Source organism: Streptomyces sp. NPDC029044, assembly GCF_040637495.1.
Taxonomy (GTDB): domain Bacteria; phylum Actinomycetota; class Actinomycetes; order Streptomycetales; family Streptomycetaceae; genus Streptomyces.
In genome coordinates this window covers 1-18,311 of sequence record NZ_JBEZWN010000031.1, presented here as the reverse complement: position 1 = coordinate 18,311, position 18,311 = coordinate 1, and the positions used below count along the sequence as shown (strand labels likewise).

The following is an 18,311-nucleotide window of genomic DNA, read 5'->3' as shown; positions in this document are numbered from 1 at the left end:
CTCCACGGCACCACATCGAACGGGGGAACCATGACGGATTCCGAGCAGTACGACGTGCCCGCCGGCCGCACGGGCCGGGAAGTCCCGGACGTCATCGAGGCGTTCGAGGCGCGGGCGGCGCAGCACCCGGAGGGCCCGGCGCTCACCTGGGGCAGCCGGACCTGGACCTTCAAGGAGCTCGACGAGGCCGCCGACCGGGTGGCGGCCCGGCTGCGTGCGGCCGGCATCGGGCGCGACGACCGGGTGGCGGTCCTGGCCGGGCGGACCCCGCAGATGGTCGCGGCCCTGTTCGGCGTCCTCAAGGCGGGCGCGGGATACGTCCCCGTGGACCCCGGTTATCCGCGTGAGCGCTGCGCGCACATGCTCGGGGACTCCGGTGCGGCGGCTCTGCTGACCCACCGCGAGCTGGTCGGCACGGTGCCCTTCGACGGCCCCGTGCTGCTCCTGGAGGAGATGGGCCAGTGGCCCGCCACCCCCGCCGCACCGCACGCGCGGCCGGTGCGCGACCAACTCGCGTACGTCATCTTCACGTCGGGGTCCACCGGCCGGCCCAAGGGCGTGATGGTGACCCGGGGCGGCATGTCCGAGCTCGTGGCGGGCCTGGGCGACCTCGTCGGCACGGACCGGCTGCACGCGGTGCTCGCGGCCACGCCCACCTCGTTCGACGTGTCCGTGTACGAGATCTTCGTCCCGTTGTGCGCGGGCGGCTCGGTGGTCCTCGCCGACGATGTGTTCGCCGTGTGCGACGCCGACGCTCCGGTGTCGGCCGCGACCGTCTCCAGCGTGCCCTCGGCGCTGGCCCAACTGGCCGCGCTCGGCGGCCTGGCCGGCCGGGCCCGCACGGTGTTCTCCGGCGGGGAGGCGCTGCCCGGGCCGCTGGTGCGGGCGATGTTCGACGCCGGGGTCACCGCGGTGTTCAACATGTACGGCCCGACCGAGAACAGCGTGGTGGCCATCGCCGCCGCCGTGACGGGGGAGGAGGCCGCCGTCCCCATCGGCGACGCGCTGCCCGCCGTCGACGCCTACGTGCTGGACGAGGACCTGCGCCCGGTGCCGGACGGCGAGTCGGGGGAGTTGTACCTCGGCGGGCGGCAGGTGAGCCGCGGCTACCAGCGCCGGCCGGGGCTGACGGCGGAGAAGTTCCTGCCGGACCCGTTCGCGGGGACGCCCGGCGCCCGGATGTACCGCACGGGGGACCGGGTCCGCCGCCGCCCGGGCGGCGGACCGTACGAGTTCCTCGGGCGCTGGGACGACCAGGTGAAGCTGCGGGGCTTCCGGATCGAACTGGGCGAGATAGAGCACGCACTGGGGGCACACCCCGGTGTGGTGCACGCGGCGGTGGTGGTGCGCCAGGACGTGCCCGGCGGCCCCCGCCTGGTGGCGTACACCACGCCGGACGGGCCCGACGCGCCCGCCGCGGGGGAACTGCGCGAGCACGTCCGCCGCACGCTGCCCGAGTACATGGTGCCCAACGTGTTCGTCGCGCTGGCCGAGCTGCCGCGCACCCCGGCCGGAAAAATCGACAGGAACGCCCTGCCGAAACCGGCCGCCCGGGCCCGCGTGAAAATCCGTTGAGATACCGCCGGTTGACCGGAGATTCTATTGGTCAACCGCACTCCGCACGTTATGGTGAACGAGTAATCCGACTATCGAACGGTCGAGAATCTATGCGTCTCCTGGCCAATGAACGGCATCACTTCGAATTGCGGTTGCTGAGTCTTTTCGGGGACAAGCTGAGGCCTGTCGAGGAATCCTTCGACACCATTGACAATTTCAAAGACGGATCGTTCGCCATGGGGCATCTCGGACTGATGCTCTACGCCAACGGCTACAACCTGCGGGGCTCCAGCATCCAGTACCGGAACGGTCTGGTGTTCCACGACGGGGAGAACCTGTTCGGGGTCGGCTACTTCAGCAAGGAAGGCCACCTCGCCAAGCACCTCCACATCGTGGCGCCCAGGGGCCCGGGCCGCCTGGAGGCCGTGCGCGCCTTCATCGCCGACGTCCGTGAGGCCGGCCTGGCCCCCAACTCCGTCTACGTGCGCCACCTGTCGCCCGAGGACCACGAGCTGTTCCTGTCCGCCGGCTTCGCCCCGGTGACCACCGACCCCTGGCACCCCGGAGCTCCGGAGGAGGACGAGACCTTCCCCAACCGCGTCTACTACCTGGACCAGCTCTTCGAGGAGGAGCCGGACGGCGGCCTGCGGATCCGCACCCTCAAGAGCGAGGAGCACCGGAAGTACAAGACCAAGAACCGGCTGGCCTTCCGCCGGTTCGAGAACTTCCTGGAGCGCAACGACCACCTCGACTTCCGCATCCGGCCCTACGGGCACACCGCCGAGGAGGCGGCCTCCGCCCGCGGCATCGTCGAGGGCTACTTCGCCGCCCGCCGCGAGCAGGGCATGCTCGTCGGCTCCACGCCCGAGGACTACATGGCGCTGATCACCCAGAAGCCCGGCGGTGACAACGAGCGCGACTACTTCGCCTACCTCGGCCAGATGGCCGTCGAGGGGCAGGACGAGGTGCCCGTCATGTTCTTCGCCGGCGAACGCACGGGAGAACGGCGCGCGGCGCTCTACTGCACCATGTCGATGCGCTTCCCCGAGCGGCTCACCGACATATTCAAGGACCCCACCGGATTCACCGCGATTCCCCAGTACGTCTGGCTCACCGTGTTCAAGCGCATGTGGGCCCAGGGCATTCGCGAAGTCGATGCGGGCGGGTCCGAGGTCAAGGGCCTCGACGACCAGAAGAGACAACTCGGCGGCAGGGCGGAAAAGACGCACTGGGTCGTCGGGTGACGTTCGCAGGCCGGACCGGTCCATATCACTAGGGGATATGCAGAATGGAATCGCGCACACCGTTTCACCAATTCGACGTCTGCGTCGTGGGCATGGGATACGTCGGCGTCACGCTCACGGCGGCCCTGCTGTCCACCGGCAAGCGGGTCCTGGGCTACGAGGCCAACCCGGCGGTCGCGGCCGAACTCGCCCAGGGCCGGCTGGTCCTGGCCGAGCCCGGCGTGGAGGACCTGATCCGCGACAGCGCCGCCAGTGGCGCGCTGCACGTCACGGCCGACATCGAGGGACACCGGCTGCCGCCGGTCGTCATCGTCTGTGTCGGGACGCCGATCAAGGACGGCGGCACCACGCCCGACCTCGGCCATCTCGCCGCCGCGACCGAGTCCATAGCCGCCGGGATCGACAACGGCACCCTCGTCGTCGTCCGCTCGACGGTCCCCGTGGGCACCACGCGGAACCTGGTATTGCCGGCGCTGCGCACCCGCGTCGCCGAACCGCTCCTCGCCTTCGCGCCGGAGCGCACCATCCAGGGCCAGGCGCTCGCCGAACTGCTGTCGCTGCCGCAGATCGTCGGCGGACTGAACGAGAACGCGGCCAAACTGGCCGCGGACCTCTTCGCCACGGTCACCGATCAGGTCGTCCCCGTTTCCTCCCTGGAGGCCGCGGAACTGGTCAAGCTCGTGTGCAACTGTCACACCGACCTCATCTACGGCTTCGGCAACGAGGTCGCCCTCATCGCGGAGAAGCTCGGCCTGGACGCCATGGAGGTCATCGGCGCCGCCAACCGCGACTACCCGCGCCCGGACATCAACAAGCCCGGCTTCGTCGGCGGCAGCTGCCTGACCAAGGATCCTTACCTGCTGCGCCACTCGCTGGCCGGCCACGGGCACGTGCCCGAACTCGTCGGTGCCGCCCGAGCCCTGAACGAGTCCATGCCGCGCCGGGTCGGCGAACGCGTCCTGGCCGCCCTGTGGGAGGCCGGCTGCGACCCCGCCACGGCCACCGTCCTGCTCACCGGCTTCGCCTACAAGGGCCGTCCGGAGACGGACGATCTGCGCGGCGCCCCGTACGAACCGCTGCTGGAACTGCTGCGCGGACGGGTCGGCGAGATCGTCGGCCACGACTTCGTGGTCCCCCCGGAGCGGATCGCGGCGCTCGGCGTCCGACCCGTCACCATCGAGGAGGGCTTCACCGGTGCGCACGCCGCGCTCATCCTCAACGACCATCTCGGCTACCGCGGCCTGGACGCCGACGACCTGATCCTCAGGATGGCCCAGCCCGCCCTGGTCTACGACACCTGGCGGGTCCTGCCGCCCTCGACGAACGTAATGAGGCTCGGAGTTGCGTAAGAAGGTCCTGATCACCGGCGGCGCGGGCTTCATCGGCCTGCACCTGGCCGAGAAGCTCGTCGCCACCTGCGACGTCACTCTCCTCGACGACTTCAGCCGAGGGCGCTCCGACGACCGGCTGGCAGCCGTGCGCCCGCACGTGAGGCTCGTCGAGCACGACCTGACCACCCCGATCCCCGACGGACTCCTCGACGGGGACTACACGGAGGTCTACCACCTCGCGGCCGTCGTCGGCGTGGTCTACTCCAACGAGGAGCCGCAGCGCGTCCTGCGGACCAACCTCCTGTCGACGATCAACGTCCTCGACTGGTTCGCCACCCTCCCGGACGCCACCCTGTGCTTCGCCTCCTCCAGCGAGGCGTACGCGGGCAGCGTCGAGGCGGGCGTCGCCGAGGTCCCCACGGGCGAGGACGTCCCGCTGGTCGTCTCCGACCCCACCGTGGCGCGTTCCTCGTACGGCTTCAGCAAGATCGCCGGCGAGCTGCTGTGCCGCAACTACGCCAAGGCCCACGGATTCGCGCTGCGCATGGTGCGCTTCCACAACGTCTACGGCCCGCGCATGGGATACGAGCACGTGATCCCGCAGTTCATCGAACGCCTGCTGTCGGGCGCCGACCCGTTCGCGATCTACGGGGCCGACCAGACGCGCGCCTTCTGCTACGTGAGCGACGCCGTCGACGCCATCGCCGCGCTGACCGCGCTGCCCACCAAGGAGCCGCTGCTGGTCAACATCGGCAACGACCAGGAGGAGATCCTCATCGAGGACCTCGCCCGCAAGGTCTTCGAGACCGCCGGCCGGTCCCCGGCCACCGACGTCCACCCCGCACCCCCGCTCTCCCCGGCCCGGCGCCTCCCGGACGTCGGCCTGCTGCGGGAACTGACGGGCCACACGCCGAAGGTGGACCTCGCCGAGGGCCTGCGCCGTACGTACGAGTGGTACGCGCGGGACATCGCCGCCCGTGCCGTGAAGCAGCGGTGACGGCGATGCGCGTCCGTTACGTCCACCGGGGGTACTTCCCGGCGCGCGCCGGAGCGGAGCTCATGACGCAGTACCTCGCCGAGGGCATGGCCCGGCGCGGCCTCGACGTCCGCATGCACTCGGGCCGCATGGACGACGACTCCGCCCGGTTCATGGCCGGGATGGGCATCCGGGTGGAGCCCCTCCCGCGGACCGTGGACCCCGGCGACCCCGACCGGCCCGACGTGGTGCACGCTTTCGACGCCTTCCATCCCGAGGACCTTCGGGCCGGCCTGGAGCTGGCCCGCGCCTGGGGCGTCCCGTTCGCCGTCACCCCCGCCTCCGCGCCAGGGGTCTGGCCCGACCGGGAGACCGTGCTCGACGCCTGCCGCCAGGCGGACGCCGTCTTCGTCCTCACCACCGCCGAACGGGACATGATGGACGCGGAGGGCGTCCCGCGCAGGGCGCTGCACATGGTCACCCAGGGCCCGCACCTGCCCGGCACCGCGGATCCCGGCCGGTTCCGGAGCGTCCACGGCATCAGCGGGCCGATGGTGCTCTTCCTCGGCCGCAAGATGCGCTCCAAGGGCTACACGGTGCTGCTGGAGGCCGCCCCCGCGATCTGGGAGCGGCACCCCGACACCCACCTGGTGTTCCTGGGGCCGCGCTGGGACGACGACTGCCTGGAGCAGTTCCGCGCCCACGCCGACCCGCGCATCATCGAGGAGGGCCTGGTCGACGAGGACGACAAGCACAGCGCCCTGGCCGCATGCGACCTGGTGTGCCTGCCCTCCACGGTCGACGTCTTCCCCCTCGTCTACGCCGAGGCCTGGGCCTGCGCCAAGCCCGTCGTCGCCTCGGACTTCGCGGGCAGCTCGGAGGTCGTCCGCCACGGCCACGACGGCCTGGTGGCCGCCGCCGCCCCCGGGCCCGTCGCCGAGGCCGTGTGCCGGCTCCTGGACGATCCGGCCGAGCGGGTCCGGATGGGACGGCAGGGCAACGAAAAGCTCCGGCGCGAGCTGACCTGGGACGCGACCACCGAACGCGTCCGGCAGGTCTACTCCGCACTCGTTTCCGCACAGCGTCACAAGGAGGGGGCCCGATGAAAGCAGTCGTACTGGCCGGGGGAGAAGGGCGCCGGCTGCGTCCGGCCACCTTGACCGTTCCCAAGCCCCTGATGCGCGTGGACGGCATGCCGATCCTCCACATCATCCTGCGACAGCTGCGCAACGCCGGATTCACCCACGTCACGCTCTCCCTGGGCTATCGCGCCCACATGATCGAGACCAGCTTCGGCGGCAACCACTGGGAGGGCCTCCGGCTCGACTTCTGCCTGGAGACCGAACCGCTCGGCACAGCGGGCCCCTTGGCCCTGCTGGAACCGTTCGACGACGCCACCCTGGTGATGAACGCCGACCTGCTCACCGACATCGACTTCGCCGATCTGTGGGCCAGCCACAAGAAGTCCGGGGCCGCCGCCACCATCGCCCTCACCCCGCAGAGCATCGACATCGCCCACGGCGTCGTCCGGATCGATCAGGACCGCCAGGTCGTGGACTTCCACGAGAAGCCGCGGATGGAGTTCCTGGTCAGCGGCGGCATCTACGTGCTCGACCCCGGACTGCTGCGCTTCCTGCCGTCCACCGGCCGCCACGACATGCCCGCCCTGCTGGAGACCGCCCGCGCTGCGGGCGAACGCATCGAGGGCTACGTCTTCGACGGTGAATGGCGGGACATAGGCACCCCCGAGCAACTGGAGCGCGCCACGCGGGCCTTCCGCGCCGACCGCGCCCGCTACCTCGGCGCGCAGGGGCCCGCCGCCGACAGCCCCGCCCCGAAGGAGACCGTCCGCCGATGAGTGACTGGAAGGTCCCCCTGTACCGCCCCGAGATCGGCGCTGCCGAGGCCGACGCGGTGGCCGAGGTCCTGCGCTCCGGCTGGCTCTCCAACGGGCCCGTCACCCAGGACTTCGAGGCCGCCTACGCCGAGACCCTGGGCGTCCCCGGGGCGGTCGCCGTCAGCAACGGCACCGCCGCTCTCCACCTGGCGTTCCTCGCCCTGGGCATCGGACCCGGCGACGAGGTCGTCATGCCCTCCCTCAACTTCGTCTCCGCCGCCGCCACCGTCACCCTGGCCGGCGCCACCCCGGTGTTCGCCGAGATCTCCTCCGCGCACGATCTGTGCCTGGACCCGGTGGACGCCGCCCGCCGCATCACCCCGCGCACCAAAGCGATCGTCGCCATGCACTACGGGGGGTACGCCGCCGACCTCACCGCCCTCGCGGAGCTGGCCCGCTCCCGCGGCATTCCCCTCATCGAGGACTCGGCCCACGCCCCGGCCACCCGCACCGCGCACGGCGTCCTCGGCACCGTCGGCGACATCGGCTGCTACAGCTTCTTCGCCACCAAGAACCTGGCCACCGGTGAGGGCGGCATGGTCGTCGCCCGTGACCCCGCCGTGCTCGCCGAGATCCGTCGGTTGCGCTCGCACGCCCTGACCGTCAGCGCGCAGGACCGGCACCGCGGCGGGCCCTCCGTCTACGACGTGGACGGCTTCGGCCTGAACTACCGGCCCACCGAGATGGGCAGTGCCCTCGGCCGCGTCCAGCTCGCGGGCCTGCCCGCGGGACAGGCCCGCCGCCAGGCCGTCGTCCGCCACTACCGCGACCACCTCGCCGAACTGCCCGGCATCACCCTGCCCTTCGCCGGCCGCCCCGTCGAGGAGAGCGCCCACCACCTCTTCCCCGTCCTGCTGCCCGAGGGCACGAACCGGGCGGAGCTCCAGGAACGGCTCAAGGCGGCCGGCATCCAGACCGGGGTGCACTACCCGCCCAGCCACCTCTTCACCGCCTACCGCAAACGGTTCGGCACCGGCCGCGGGGATCTGCCCGTCACCGAGCGCGTCACCGACGCCCAGCTGAGCCTGCCGCTCTACGCGGGCATGGGTGCCCAGGAGGCCGCGCTGGTCGTGGAGGCGGTGAAGCAGGCATGGACGGCTCCGTGACCCCGCCCACCCGGGTCTCGCTCGCCGACGGGACGTTCCGCCGCGACGGCAGCCCGTACTTCGCCGTCGGCTTCAACTACCATCCCTCGCAGGCCGGTTGCGCCTACTGGCGCACCTGGGACCCGCGCACCCTGGACGCCGACTTCCGGCGGATGGCCGAACTCGGCTTCAACACCGTCCGGTTCTTTGTCTTCTGGGCGGACTTCGAGCCCGTGGAGGGCGTGTACGAGGCGGAGAAGACCGGCCGGCTGCGCGAACTGGTCCGCATCGCGGAGCGGCACGGCCTGCACTGCCTGCCCTCCCTGCTCACCATCTGGATGAACGGCCAGCGCTTCGAGCCCCCGTGGCGCCGGGGCCGCGATCTGTGGCACGACGAGTCCATGGTCGAGCGCCAGCGCGCCTTCGTCGAACACATCGCGGGAGTGCTGCGCGACGCCCCCAACGTCCTCGCCTACGACCTGGGCGACGAGGTCATCCACGTGGACTCCGAGGCGTCCGCCGCGCTGTCCCCGGACCAGGTCCGCCGCTGGTGGGCGCTGCTCGCCGGGGCGATCCGCGCCGCCGACCCCGCCGCGCTGGTCCTCCAGGCCAACGAGGCCACCGCGGTCACCGGCGGCCACGCCTTCCGCCCCGAGCACGCGGGCCCGCTCGACCTCGTCGGCCTGCACGGGTTCCCGGTGTGGACCCCGTTCCACATCGAGGCGGTCGACTCGGTCAAGGCCAGCTCGTTCGTGCCCTACCTGGTCCGACGCGGCCGTGCCGACGCGGCCGTCCTCGTCGACGAACTCGGCAGCTACGGCTGTGACGAGGCCACGGCCGCACGGTACCTGCGGGCCACCGCGCACAGCGCTCTGGCGGCCGGCGCCGCCGGCACCACCGTGTGGTGCTGGCAGGACTTCACCACCGAGGACAAGCCCTACGCGCTGCGCCCCAACGAGCGGTTCGTCGGACTGGTCGCCGCCGACGGCCGGCTCAAGCCCGCCATGGACGCCTACCGGGAGTTCGCCGCCCGGGCCACGGGCGAACTCGCCGGCTTCGCCCCCGCCCCGGCCGCCGTCGGGGTCTTCCTGCCCGAGGACGACCCCGGCGAAGCCGCCTACCTCGCCACCGGCGGCTCGGGCGAGGCCGCCGCCTTCTACGCCCACCTGCTGCTCCAGCGCGCCCACCTGCCCTACGCGTTCGCACGTCCGGACGAGCTGGACCGGTACGCCCTGGTGATCTGCCCCTCCGTACGTCATCTGTCCCTGCCCGACCAGCAGCGGCTGCGCGCCTACGTCGCCGGCGGCGGCACCCTGCTCTACAGCACCGGCGACCTGCTCCACGCCTTCGGCGGCGAGGACCTGTTCGGCGTCCGGATCCGCGACTACACCCTGGACCCGGCCGCCGCCGACTCGTTCACCTGGCAGGGCGTCCGCTACCCGGTGCACCGTCCGCCCGGCCAGATCCCGCTCCTTCAGGCCGCGGGCGCCGACGTTCTCGCCGCCTTCCCCGGCGGCGCGCCCGCCCTGACCCGGCACCGCTACGGCCACGGCACCGCCTATCACCTGAGCGCACCGCTCGAAGAGGGGATCAACGCCCCCTACCGGCTGGAGCAGGCACCCTGGCACCTGCTGTACGCGGGCCTCGCCGACGCCGCCGGTGTCGAGCGGGAGTTCACCGCCGACGAGCCGTCCGTCGAGACCACCGTCCTGCATCGCGGTGCCGAGCGCTGCGCGGTGGTGGTCAACCACGCGTCCGCGACCGTGTTCACCACCTTGCGCCGGCCCGGCGGGCCCGCCGCCGAGCGCGCCGGGACCGAGGTCGTCCTGGAACCCAAAGGCGTCCTCCTCGTCCGCTGGAACGCCTGACCCGCTTCCCGTACCGAAACGGAAGAACAGCCAACGTGATCATCGATTCCCACGTCCACGCCGGCGAGTACCACCGCCACTACACCGCCGAGTTCGCGGACCAGATGATGGCGACCACCGGGCGGCCGCCGCAGGCGCTGTCGGCTCCCGAGGCCGCGCTGATCGCGGAGATGGACGCCGCCGGAGTCGACATGGCGTTCCTGCTGGCCTTCGAGGTCAGCCGGGTGGAAGGCTTCTCCGTGCCCGGCGAGTTCGTGGCGGAGATGTGTGCCCGGCACCCGGGCCGGTTCGTCGGCTTCGCCTCGGTGGACGCCGGCCGTCCGGGCGCCGCCGCCGACCTCCGGCACGCGGTGGCCGACCTCGGACTGCGCGGACTGAAGACCGCCCCGTGCTACCTGCGCATGTCACCGGCGGACCGGCGCTGGTACGACGTGTACGCGACGGCCGAGGAACTCGGCGTCCCGCTGCTCGTGCACACCGGCTACACGCCCTCGAAAAAGGCGGACGCCCGTTACTTCTCCCCCCTGCTGCTGGAACCCGTGGCCCGCGACTTCCCCGGCCTGACCGTGATCCTCGCCCATCTCGGCACCCCCTGGACCGGCCCGTGCGTGGAGCTGCTCGCGCGCCACCCGAACCTCTACGCCGACCTGTCGATCTTCGGCTCGTACCGGCCGGCTCCGACGGTGGCCGCGGCGCTCGAGCACGCCCGCAAGGCAGGCGTGCTCGACCGGATCCTGTGGGGCACCGACTACCCGTTCGCCACCATGACCGCCTCGGTGGCCCGGATGGCGGAACTCGCCGGTGATCCGGGCCTGTGGCCCGACGGCGCCCCGCTCACCCCCGAGGAGCACACGGCGCTGATGGGCGGCACCGCCGCGAGGCTCCTCGGATGACGGGGTGCGGGTCAGTGGCCGTGCGGGGCACCTGTCAGCTGCGTCCCCACCAGGGAGACGAGCTCGGCCCGGTGTTCCACGAGGTAGAAGTGCCCGCCGGGGAAGGTGCGCTGCCGGAGGCCGGCGGTCGTCAGCTCCGCCCAGCCGGCGAGCTCCTCGACCGGGCAGGCCGGGTCGCTCTCACCGCCGAACGCGGTCACCGGCGCGGACAGCGGCACCGGCCGCTCGGGGCGGTAGGCGCCGAGCAGCCGGTGGTCGGCACGCAGCGACGGCAGCACCAGGGGCAGCAGTTCGGGGTCGTCGTAGGCGCCCGCGTCCGGTTCGCCGAGCCGGCGCACCGAGTCCAGCAGCTCCCGGTCGTCGCGCGGCGCGGACGGCTCGGGCGGCACCCGGTGCGGAGCGGTCCGGCCCGAGACGAACAGCCGCTCCAGCACCAGTCCGCTGCGCTGCTCCAGCCGCACGGCGACCTCGTAGGCCACGGCGGAACCCATGCTGTGGCCGAAGAAGGCCATCGGCAGCCCCAGGTGCGGGGCGAGGGCCGCCGCGATCCGGTCCGCCAGTTCCGCCATCCTCTCCACGCAGGGCTCCCGCAGGCGGTTCTGCCGCCCCGGGTACTGCACCGCGAGCAGGTCCACCCCCGGCGGCACCAGGCGACCCCAGTCGCGGTACGCGCTCGCCGCGCCCCCGGCGTGCGGAAAGCAGACCAGCCGCACCTGCGGCTCGTCCGCCGGCTGATGCCGGAACCACTGCTCCGGGCCCGCGCCCGGCCCCCCTTGCAACTCCACGGCGTTCTCCCCGTTCCTCGACGTCGTCCGAGCCGCAGCCTAGGGCCTGTCCGCGCCCGGGCCGGCGAGCCCTCCCCTTCCGTCCGCCGCGCCCTGCGCCTCGCAGGGCCCCGTACAACATCCGGCAGGTGACGCCGTGCCCACCACCACTTCCCTCCGGCCGCTGGCCCTGGGCGAGCTGCACAGTTCGCTGAGCGATCCGGCCCTGACGTCGATGACGCTGCTCAACGAGATCGCCGGCCGTTTCCCCGCCGCGGTCAGCTTCGCCGCGGGGCGGCCGTACGAGGGTTTCCACGAGCCCGAGTCGCTCCAGCGGCAGATCGCGGTGTTCCGCACCCACCTGGAGGCGGAGCTGGGCCAGGGACCGGAGCAGGTGAGGCGAACGCTGTTCCAGTACGGCCGTACCAAGGGCACGATCACGCACCTGGTCGCCCGGCACCTGGAGACCGACGAGGGCCTGCGCGTCGACCCCGAGTCGCTGGTGGTCACCACCGGCTGCCAGGAGGCGATGGTCCTGGTGCTGCGGGCGCTGCGCCGGGACGAGCGGGACGTGGTCCTCGCCCCCGCCCCCACCTACGTCGGCTTCATCGGAGCGGCCAGGCTGGTCGACATGCCGGTGCGTCCGGTGCTCGAAGGCCCCGAGGGCGTCGACCCGGAGGACCTGATCCGCCAGATCCGCGCGGCGCGGGCCGAGGGACTGCGTCCGCGTGCCTGTTACGTGGTGCCCGACTTCGCCAACCCCGGCGGGGCGTCGATGCCGCCGGAGCGGCGCCGGCAGGTGCTGCGGATCGCCGAGGAGGAGGGCATCCTGCTGCTGGAGGACAACCCGTACTCGTTGTTCCGGGCGAGCGGAAGCAGACCGCCGACCATCAAGTCGATGGACGAGCACCGCCGGGTGGTCTATCTGGGCTCGTTCGCGAAGTCGGCCTTCGCCGGGGCCCGGGTGGGCTACGTCGTGGCGGACCAGCCGGTCGCCGACGGCAGCGGCGCCGGAATGCTCGCCGACGAACTCGCCAAGCTCAAGAGCATGCTGACCCTGAACACCTCGACGGTCGCCCAGGCGGTCATCGGGGGATTCCTGCTGGAGAACGGGTGCAGCGTCCAGCGGGCGGTGACCCGGGAAGCGGCAATCTACCGGGAGAATCTCCGGGCCGTCCTGACCGGACTGGCCGCCCGATTCCCGGGCTCGTCGGCCGTGGAAAGGGGAGGGGTCGACTGGAATGCGCCCAGTGGCGGAATGTTCGTGGTCCTCACCGTTCCCTTCCGGGCCGACGAGGAGGCCTTGGAGGTATCCGCGGAGCGTTTCGGGGTGCTGTGGACGCCGATGCACCACTTCTACGCCGGCGCCGGCGGATTCCGTCAGATGCGGCTCTCCTTCAGCGTTCTGACGCCGTCCGCCATAAACGAGGGGCTCGACCGCCTCGCCGCATTCGTCGCCCACCGCTCATGAGCGTCCGCCCCGCCGCGGGGCGGACGCCCCGGTCAGCGGTAGAGCTCGGCCAGGCAGGCCTCGGCCAGGGCGTCGATGCTGGAGACCATGTGCTCCGGCGGCAGACCGCCGGCGGCGTGGGCCAGCGGGAGTTCGGTGCAGGCGGCCAGCACCGGCGCGTCGATCTTGTCCCTGAGGGTGCGCACGGCGTCGCCGAACACGGTGCCCGCCTCGGCCGTCCGTCCCGCCTTGACGAACACGCTGGCCTGGTGGACCAGTTCCTGCACCTCGTCGTGCGGAACGAACAGCGGGTACCCGAGCGCCTCGGAACGGCGCTGGTAGAGGCCGCTCAGCACGGTTCCCGTGGTCGCCGCCAGCCAGCTGCCCTCCGGGCTGGTCCGCAGGGCGGCCGCCAGGGCGGCGTCGATGATGTGGACCACGGGCACCGGCAGTTCGGAGCGGAAGCGGTCGACGAAGGCGTGGGCGGTGTTGCACGGCACGGCGAGCAGGTCCGCACCCCAGCCGGCCAGGGTCTCCAGACCCTCGCGCAGGGGGGCCAGCGGAGCCTCGTCGCCCGCGATGAGCGAGGCCGTCCGGTCGGGTATCCCCGGCTCGGAGAGAAGAATGACGCGGGGATGTTCCTGGTCGGTGGCCGCCGGCGCCCCGGCGGCGAGGACGCGAAGGAATTCGGCTGTTGCGGAAGGGCCCATTCCGCCGAGAACTCCGAGAGTTCTGGCAGGCCTGCGGAGATTCATGAGGATTTCTCTCGAAGATTCTTCACCGGCGAACTCATGGCGGGATCGTACTACATATCATCCCGATCAATTGCCTTACGGGGAAGCGGGATTGAGAGACGCGTGCCGGCTGGGCGAAGTCCCTTGCGGCATGATCACCTCTGTGTTTTGATGGCGGCCCCGCCGAATGAAGTTGAATTCGGGGGTCCGGTAAGGAAAGCGAGGTTGCGGTCAGTGACGGAAATACCGCTGTCCCACGCCCAGCAGGGCATGTGGTTTCTCGAGCGGTTTTCGGGCACCTCCTTCGTCGACCCGATGACGTTCCGCCTCAAGGGCGACCTGGACGCCGGGGCGCTGCGGTGGAGCCTGGAGGAGCTCGTCCGGCGGCACGAGGCCCTGCGCACCCGCTTCCCCGTCACCGGAGGCCGGCCCACGCAGGAAGTCGTCCCAGCCGACCGGGCCGAGCTGGCGCTGCCGCTCACGGACCTTTCCGGACTGCCCCGGGAGGAACGGGAGCCGGAGCTGCACCGGCTGCTGCGGGAGGACCAGGACCGCCGTTTCGACCTGGCCCGCGGCCCGGTGGTCAGGGCCGGTCTCTACCGGCTCGGCCCGCACGAACACGTCGTCCGCGTCACCATGCACCACATCGTCTCCGACGCCGTCTCCTGGTGGTCCATCCTCTTCCGGGAGCTGGAGCGCCTCTACGCCGCCCGCCGGGCCGGGCAGCCGTCCCCGCTGGAACCGGTCCGGGCCCACTACGCCGCCTTCGTGCACTGGCAGCGGGACTGGCTGGAGAGCCCCGCCGCCGCACGCGAACTCGCCTACTGGCAACACGAGCTGGAGGGCGCCACCCCGCTTCCGGAGCTCGCCCTCGCCCGCACCCCCGCAAGAGCCCCCGGCACCGGGGACCGGCGCGCCGTGCCCCACCGGCAGGTCGCCACCCGCTGGCTGACCTTCCCCCAACCGCTCTACGACGCCCTGCGGGACTATGCCGGCCGTGAGCGCGCCACCCCGTTCATGGTCCTGCTCACGGCGTTCTCCCGCCTGCTGCACCGGCACACCGGCGCCCACGACCTCCTCGTCGGCACCCGCGCCGGCTTCCGCGGCCGCCCGCAGTTCGATCACACGGTCGGCTTCCTGGTGAACCTGCTTCCGCTGCGCATCCGGGTCCCCGGCGACGGCGACTTCGGGGACCTCCTCCAGGCCGTACGCCGCAGCACCCTCGGCGCCTATGTCCACCGCACCCTGCCGTTCGAGCGCCTGGTCGCCGACCTCGGCCTCCAGCGCCGTGGCAGCCGCCCGGTGGTCAACGTCTGCGTCTCCTTCCAGTCCACCCCCGAGGTACCCCCGGCCCTCGGAGACCTGGAGGTCACCTTGATCAACCACGACCCGTTCAGCGCCTTCGACCTCGACCTCGGCTTCTACGAGGACGACGGCGCGCTGCGGGCCCTGCTGACCCACGATCCCGACCAGTACGACGACGAGGCAGCGCAGAGCCTGCTCGACGACCTCCAGCAGGTCCTGACGAGCGTCCTGCACCCGATCGCCACAGAGGTGTGACCCGATGTCCGACGGCCAGCGCGACGAGCTCGCACCGCTCTCCCTCACCCAGGAACAGCTGTGGTTCCTCACCCGGCTCGACCCTGCGAGCGCCTTCTACAACACCACCGCGACCTGGAGCCTGACCGGCCCGCTCGACACCGGCGCCCTGCACACCGCTCTGGCGCGGACGATGGACCGCCAGCACATGCTGCGCACCGCCATCACCGAATCCGACGGCGTCCCCCACCAGCGCGTCGTCGACGGCGTGCCCGTACCGCTGGAGGTGTCCGACCTCACCGGACTGCCGCAGGAAGAACGCCGCTCCGCCGCCGACCGCCTCGTCCACGAGGAGGTCCACACGCCCTTCGACCTGCACACCGCTCCGCTGTTCCGGGTCCGGCTGATCCGCACGGCCGCCGACGAGCACGTCATGGTCTTCGTGATGCACCACATCGTCGCCGACGGCTGGTCCCTCCAGGTGCTCGTCCAGGAGGTGGCGGACCTCTACGCCGCGGCCGTCACCGGCGCCGAAGTGGAACTCGACCCGCTGCCCAGGCAGTTCGCCGACTACGCGGTGCAGCAGCGCGAACGGCTGGCCGGGCCCAGGCGCGAGAAGCTGGTCTCCTACTGGAGCGAGCGGCTGGCCGGCGCCCCCGCCGTCCTGGAACTGCCGGCCGACCGGCCCCGGCCGGCCGAAGCGAGCTTCCGCGGCGACCGGTACACCTTCACGGTCCCGCAGGAGACCCACCGGGAGCTGACCGCCCTCGGCCGCAGCGCCGGCGCCAGCCCGTTCATGACCTGCCTCGCCGCGTTCGCCGTCCTGCTCTCCCGCTGGTCGGGGCAGAGCGACGTCCTCCTCGGCACCCCCGTCGGCAACCGCGACCGCGCCGAATGGACCTCCGTGGTCGGCTACTTCGCCGACACCCTCGTCATGCGCACCGAACTCGCCGACGACCCCTCCTTCAGGGAACTGCTCGCTCGCGTCCGCCGCTCCTCCCTCGACGCCTTCGTCCACCGCGACCTGCCGTTCCGCGCCCTGGTCGAGGAGCTCAAGCCCGAGCGGGCCCCGCAGCGCAACCCGTTGTTCCAGGTGATGTTCATCCTCCAGAACATTCCGCCGCGCCGCCGGAAGGTCGAGTTCGCGGGCCTCACCATGGCACTGCGCGAGGACGTCCGCACCACCTCGATCTTCGACCTGCGCCTCGACCTCTTCCAGTCGGAAAGCGGGCTGCGCGGCCAACTGGAGTACAACACCGACCTGTTCGACCGGACCACGGTCGAGCAGCTGGCAGGCCGGTACCTCGCGCTGCTCGCGGACGCCTGCGCCGCCCCCGACACCGCGGTCTCCGCGCTCTCGCTCGGGGCGCCGCCGCCCGCCGACGACTTCGGCGCCGGATTCAACGACGACCTAGAGGAGGCGTAGCAGCGTGGAATGGGCCACGAAGATAGCCGGGCTGACCCCCGGGGAGCGCAAGGCACTGGAGGAGCTGATGGCCTCCGGCGCGCAGGGCCTGAACCTGTTCCCGCTCTCCTTCACCCAGGAGTGGGTGTGGTGGAACGCCCGCCTCAAGCCGGGCACCTCGCTCTACAACTCGCCCTTGGCGCTGCGCATCGAGGGCTCGCTCGACACCGGGGTGCTCGAACGCAGCCTTCAGGAACTGGTCGGGCGGCACGAAGTGCTGCGGACCAGCTTCCACCACCTCGCCCGCACCGTCGTCCAGGCCGTGGAACCGGTGCCACCGCGCTTCGAGCTGCCCGTCGAGGACCTCTCCGGTCAGGACCCGGACGAGCGGGACAAGGTCGTGGAGCGGCTCGCCGTCGAGGAGCGCTCGCGGCCCTTCGACCTCACACGCGGCCATCTGCTGCGTGGCCGGCTGCTCCGGCTGGGTGCGGACCTCCACGTCCTGCTGCTCACCACCCACCACCTGGTCACCGACGACTGGTCGATGCGGATCCTGCTCGGCGAGATCGTCACCCTCTACCGGGCCTTCAGCGAGGGCAAACCGTCACCGCTGCCCCCGCTGCCCATCCAGTACGCCGACTTCGCCGTCTGGCAGCGCGACTGGCTGGACGACTCGCGGCTGGAGTCGGAGTTCGCCTACTGGGCCGAACGGCTGGCCGGTGCCCCCGTGCCCATGGACATGCCCACCGACCGGCCCCGGCCGGCCGCCCGCAGCTTCGGCGCCCTCGTGCACTGGTTCGATCTGCCGCGGGAACTGTCCGACCGCATCCGCGACCTCTCCCGTGACGTCGGAGTCACTCCCTTCATGACCCTGATGGCGGCGTTCCAGCTGTGGCTGCACCGAGCCTGCGGCCATGACTCCTTCGCCACCAGCACCCTCACCGCCTACCGGGACCGGGCCGAAGTCGCCAACGTCATCGGCGACTTCGGCAACCTGGTCGCCGTCCCGGCGGACCTGCGCGGCGCCCGGCTCACCTTCCGGGAACTCGTCCTGCGGGTGCGCGACGCGGTGCTGGAGACCCACGAGCACGCCGACGTCCCCGCCCACCGCCTCTCCCTGCGCCTGGCCAAGCGGCGCGAGGACAGCCACAATCCGATCTCGCAGGCCATGTTCTTCTCCGTGCACGCGGAGCACAGCGTGGCCACCCTGGAACTGCCGGGTCTGCGGTTCGAGCACCTCAAGGCCGCCGCCGAGCGCCCTTCGACGCCCTTCGACATCGAGCTGCGGCACTTCGAGCAGGCCGACGGCATGCGGATGCAACTGCTCTGCAACGCCGACCTCTTCGAGGAGGACACCGTGCCGCGCCTGGCGGCCCAGGTTACCGCCGTACTGACAGCGGCGGTCGGCAGCCCCGACACCCCACTGGCCGGACTCGACGTCGTCGACCGGCCCGCGACCGCCCACCCGGCCGGCCCGGCGCGGGCCGGAACGGCCGAGATCGGAAGAGCACACCTCAGAACTACAGTCACCAAGACTAAAATAGTGTTATGGGGATGTGTGTTGTTAT

General features: G+C 71.7%; 15 protein-coding genes. 13 read left to right on the top strand and 2 right to left on the bottom strand.

Annotation, left to right across the window (positions count from 1 at the left end; translation table 11 throughout):
• Positions 1 to 30: 30 nt before the first annotated feature.
• From AB0E85_RS23560 to AB0E85_RS23520, 9 genes are all read left to right on the top strand, one after another.
• The gene (locus tag AB0E85_RS23560; RefSeq protein WP_361930413.1) at positions 31 to 1,575 is read left to right on the top strand and encodes an amino acid adenylation domain-containing protein; all 1,545 of its coding nucleotides are present in this window, start codon (positions 31 to 33) and stop codon (positions 1,573 to 1,575) included.
• A gap of 218 nt (positions 1,576 to 1,793) precedes the next feature.
• The gene (locus AB0E85_RS23555) at positions 1,794 to 2,801 is read left to right on the top strand and encodes a hypothetical protein (RefSeq protein ID WP_361930410.1); all 1,008 of its coding nucleotides are present in this window, start codon (positions 1,794 to 1,796) and stop codon (positions 2,799 to 2,801) included.
• Positions 2,802 to 2,845: 44 nt separating this feature from the next.
• A complete protein-coding gene (locus AB0E85_RS23550; RefSeq protein ID WP_361930407.1) occupies positions 2,846 to 4,150 on the top strand; it encodes a nucleotide sugar dehydrogenase in 1,305 nt (434 codons plus the stop codon).
• Positions 4,143 to 5,129, top strand: coding sequence for an NAD-dependent epimerase/dehydratase family protein (locus AB0E85_RS23545; RefSeq protein ID WP_361930404.1), 987 nt, complete (start codon positions 4,143 to 4,145; stop codon positions 5,127 to 5,129). The genes AB0E85_RS23550 and AB0E85_RS23545 overlap by 8 nt, the downstream gene beginning before the upstream one ends.
• Positions 5,130 to 5,134: 5 nt before the next feature.
• On the top strand, positions 5,135 to 6,214 hold the full coding sequence (locus tag AB0E85_RS23540; RefSeq protein ID WP_361930534.1) for a glycosyltransferase family 4 protein: 1,080 nt from the start codon (positions 5,135 to 5,137) through the stop codon (positions 6,212 to 6,214).
• On the top strand, positions 6,211 to 6,966 hold the full coding sequence (locus AB0E85_RS23535; RefSeq protein ID WP_361930401.1) for a nucleotidyltransferase family protein: 756 nt from the start codon (positions 6,211 to 6,213) through the stop codon (positions 6,964 to 6,966). The genes AB0E85_RS23540 and AB0E85_RS23535 overlap by 4 nt, the downstream gene beginning before the upstream one ends.
• The gene (locus tag AB0E85_RS23530) at positions 6,963 to 8,111 is read left to right on the top strand and encodes a DegT/DnrJ/EryC1/StrS family aminotransferase (RefSeq protein ID WP_361930399.1); all 1,149 of its coding nucleotides are present in this window, start codon (positions 6,963 to 6,965) and stop codon (positions 8,109 to 8,111) included. Before AB0E85_RS23535 ends, AB0E85_RS23530 begins: the two co-directional genes overlap by 4 nt.
• Complete coding sequence (locus tag AB0E85_RS23525) at positions 8,096 to 9,958, top strand: beta-galactosidase trimerization domain-containing protein (protein WP_361930396.1); 1,863 nt, start codon at positions 8,096 to 8,098, stop codon at positions 9,956 to 9,958. Before AB0E85_RS23530 ends, AB0E85_RS23525 begins: the two co-directional genes overlap by 16 nt.
• 35 nt (positions 9,959 to 9,993) lie before the next feature.
• Complete coding sequence (locus tag AB0E85_RS23520) at positions 9,994 to 10,851, top strand: amidohydrolase family protein (protein ID WP_361930394.1); 858 nt, start codon at positions 9,994 to 9,996, stop codon at positions 10,849 to 10,851.
• An 11-nt stretch (positions 10,852 to 10,862) separates the two neighbouring features.
• On the opposite strand, the gene AB0E85_RS23515 is transcribed toward AB0E85_RS23520, so the two are convergent.
• A complete protein-coding gene (locus tag AB0E85_RS23515) occupies positions 10,863 to 11,636 on the bottom strand; it encodes an alpha/beta fold hydrolase (RefSeq protein WP_361930391.1) in 774 nt (257 codons plus the stop codon).
• Positions 11,637 to 11,772: 136 nt separating this feature from the next.
• Between AB0E85_RS23515 and AB0E85_RS23510 the strand changes: the two genes are divergently transcribed.
• Complete coding sequence (locus AB0E85_RS23510; protein ID WP_361930388.1) at positions 11,773 to 13,086, top strand: PLP-dependent aminotransferase family protein; 1,314 nt, start codon at positions 11,773 to 11,775, stop codon at positions 13,084 to 13,086.
• Between the two features lie 32 nt (positions 13,087 to 13,118).
• Here the strand turns inward: AB0E85_RS23510 and AB0E85_RS23505 are convergent, their stop codons facing one another.
• Positions 13,119 to 13,820 carry an amino acid racemase gene (locus AB0E85_RS23505; protein ID WP_361930385.1) on the bottom strand — a complete coding sequence of 234 codons (702 nt, stop codon included), beginning with the start codon at positions 13,818 to 13,820 and terminating at the stop codon, positions 13,119 to 13,121.
• A 213-nt stretch (positions 13,821 to 14,033) separates the two neighbouring features.
• On the opposite strand from AB0E85_RS23505, the gene AB0E85_RS23500 reads away from it, so the two are divergent.
• The 3 genes from AB0E85_RS23500 to AB0E85_RS23490 form a co-directional block, all read left to right on the top strand.
• Complete coding sequence (locus AB0E85_RS23500) at positions 14,034 to 15,359, top strand: condensation domain-containing protein (protein ID WP_361930383.1); 1,326 nt, start codon at positions 14,034 to 14,036, stop codon at positions 15,357 to 15,359.
• A gap of 4 nt (positions 15,360 to 15,363) precedes the next feature.
• Positions 15,364 to 16,764: a condensation domain-containing protein gene (locus AB0E85_RS23495; RefSeq protein ID WP_361930380.1), complete on the top strand. Its 1,401-nt coding sequence runs from the start codon at positions 15,364 to 15,366 to the stop codon at positions 16,762 to 16,764.
• Positions 16,765 to 16,768: 4 nt separating this feature from the next.
• Positions 16,769 to 18,311: condensation domain-containing protein (locus tag AB0E85_RS23490; RefSeq protein ID WP_361930377.1), on the top strand; the 1,543-nt coding region annotated here is incomplete at its 3' end.

What these genes read in the sequence shown, in the direction of transcription:
- AB0E85_RS23560 (WP_361930413.1), top strand. Translation starts at nt 31, where the DNA reads ATGACGGATTCCGAGCAGTACGACGTGCCCGCCGGCCGCACGGGCCGG.
- AB0E85_RS23555 (WP_361930410.1), top strand. Translation starts at nt 1,794, where the DNA reads ATGGGGCATCTCGGACTGATGCTCTACGCCAACGGCTACAACCTGCGG.
- AB0E85_RS23550 (WP_361930407.1), top strand. Translation starts at nt 2,846, where the DNA reads ATGGAATCGCGCACACCGTTTCACCAATTCGACGTCTGCGTCGTGGGC.
- AB0E85_RS23540 (WP_361930534.1), top strand. Translation starts at nt 5,135, where the DNA reads ATGCGCGTCCGTTACGTCCACCGGGGGTACTTCCCGGCGCGCGCCGGA.
- AB0E85_RS23535 (WP_361930401.1), top strand. Translation starts at nt 6,211, where the DNA reads ATGAAAGCAGTCGTACTGGCCGGGGGAGAAGGGCGCCGGCTGCGTCCG.
- AB0E85_RS23530 (WP_361930399.1), top strand. Translation starts at nt 6,963, where the DNA reads ATGAGTGACTGGAAGGTCCCCCTGTACCGCCCCGAGATCGGCGCTGCC.
- AB0E85_RS23525 (WP_361930396.1), top strand. Translation starts at nt 8,096, where the DNA reads ATGGACGGCTCCGTGACCCCGCCCACCCGGGTCTCGCTCGCCGACGGG.
- AB0E85_RS23505 (WP_361930385.1), bottom strand. Translation starts at nt 13,820, where the DNA reads ATGAATCTCCGCAGGCCTGCCAGAACTCTCGGAGTTCTCGGCGGAATG.
- AB0E85_RS23495 (WP_361930380.1), top strand. Translation starts at nt 15,364, where the DNA reads ATGTCCGACGGCCAGCGCGACGAGCTCGCACCGCTCTCCCTCACCCAG.